Below are 1,137 nucleotides of genomic sequence, written 5' to 3'. Positions count from 1 at the left end.
ACACCCGTTCCCATCCCGAACACGGAAGTTAAGCTCTTCAGCGCCGATGGTAGTTGGGGGTTTCCCCCTGCAAGAGTAGGACGTCGCCAGGCTTGTACCATTAATTAAATATATTCAAGAGGAATAGAAATTAATTCTTTCTTGCTAATGCAAAGCATAGTATATTTTTACCCCGGAGGATTAGCTCAGCTGGGAGAGCACCTGCCTTACAAGCAGGGGGTCGGCGGTTCGAGCCCGTCATCCTCCACCATCATAATTTCTAGTAAGTTTAATTAGCCGGAGTAGCTCAACTGGTAGAGCAACTGACTTGTAATCAGTAGGTTGAGGGTTCAAGTCCTTTCTCCGGCACCACTTTTTCGAGCCATTAGCTCAGTTGGTAGAGCATCTGACTTTTAATCAGAGGGTCGCAGGTTCGAATCCTGCATGGCTCACCATTTTTTATGACATTATTGGTCATGATATATATTGCGGGTATGGCGGAACTGGCAGACGCGCTAGACTTAGGATCTAGTGCCTTCGGGCGTGGGGGTTCGACTCCCTTTACCCGCACTTATAGTGCGGAAGTAGTTCAGTGGTAGAATACGACCTTGCCAAGGTCGGGGTCGCGGGTTCGAATCCCGTCTTCCGCTCCATTTTTTGCCGGGGTGGCGGAACTGGCAGACGCACAGGACTTAAAATCCTGCGGTAGGTGACTACCGTACCGGTTCGATTCCGGTTCTCGGCACCAATATATAGTCTCATTTCGATATGCGCCCGTAGCTCAATTGGATAGAGCGTCTGACTACGGATCAGAAGGTTGTGGATTCGACTTCTGCCGGGCGCGCCATAATTTAAGCTTTTTCGCCAGCACGAAGTGTTACGGAAATAGCTAACAACATTTAACGGGAAGTAGCTCAGCTTGGTAGAGCACTTGGTTTGGGACCAAGGGGTCGCAGGTTCGAATCCTGTCTTCCCGACCAATTTATGGGGCCTTAGCTCAGCTGGGAGAGCGCCTGCCTTGCACGCAGGAGGTCAGCGGTTCGATCCCGCTAGGCTCCACCTTATGAACCTTGAAAACTGAACAGCAAAACGTCAACGAAATACAGTTTGGGAAACCGGTTCTGCCGGTGAAACAAACACAATCGAATCTTCGGATTC

At 50.0% G+C, this 1,137-nt stretch carries 9 tRNA genes and 1 rRNA gene; all 10 read left to right on the top strand.

From position 1 onward, the window contains the following. Positions 1–92: ribosomal RNA gene (rrf, locus tag H4683_RS21160) — 5S ribosomal RNA — on the top strand; the annotation flags it as partial. 82 nt (positions 93–174) lie between these two features. Then, a tRNA-Val gene (locus H4683_RS21155) sits at positions 175–250 on the top strand. 25 nt (positions 251–275) lie between these two features. Beyond that, positions 276–351, top strand: a tRNA-Thr gene (locus H4683_RS21150). Positions 352–358: 7 nt separating this feature from the next. Next, positions 359–434, top strand: a tRNA-Lys gene (locus H4683_RS21145). Between the two features lie 33 nt (positions 435–467). Further along, positions 468–549, top strand: a tRNA-Leu gene (locus H4683_RS21140). A gap of 8 nt (positions 550–557) precedes the next feature. Then, positions 558–632, top strand: a tRNA-Gly gene (locus H4683_RS21135). A 6-nt stretch (positions 633–638) separates the two neighbouring features. Further along, positions 639–727: transfer RNA gene (locus H4683_RS21130), tRNA-Leu, on the top strand. A 22-nt stretch (positions 728–749) separates the two neighbouring features. Beyond that, positions 750–826 (top strand) — tRNA-Arg (locus tag H4683_RS21125). Between the two features lie 56 nt (positions 827–882). Then, a tRNA-Pro gene (locus H4683_RS21120) sits at positions 883–959 on the top strand. A gap of 6 nt (positions 960–965) precedes the next feature. Next, positions 966–1,038 (top strand) — tRNA-Ala (locus tag H4683_RS21115). Positions 1,039–1,137 lie beyond the last annotated feature (99 nt).

It is taken from the genome of Sporosarcina limicola (genome assembly GCF_014873855.1).
GTDB lineage: Bacteria > Bacillota > Bacilli > Bacillales_A > Planococcaceae > Sporosarcina > Sporosarcina limicola.
The sequence above is the reverse complement of the archived record's forward strand: the minus strand, read 5'-3'. Positions and strand labels throughout refer to the sequence as shown.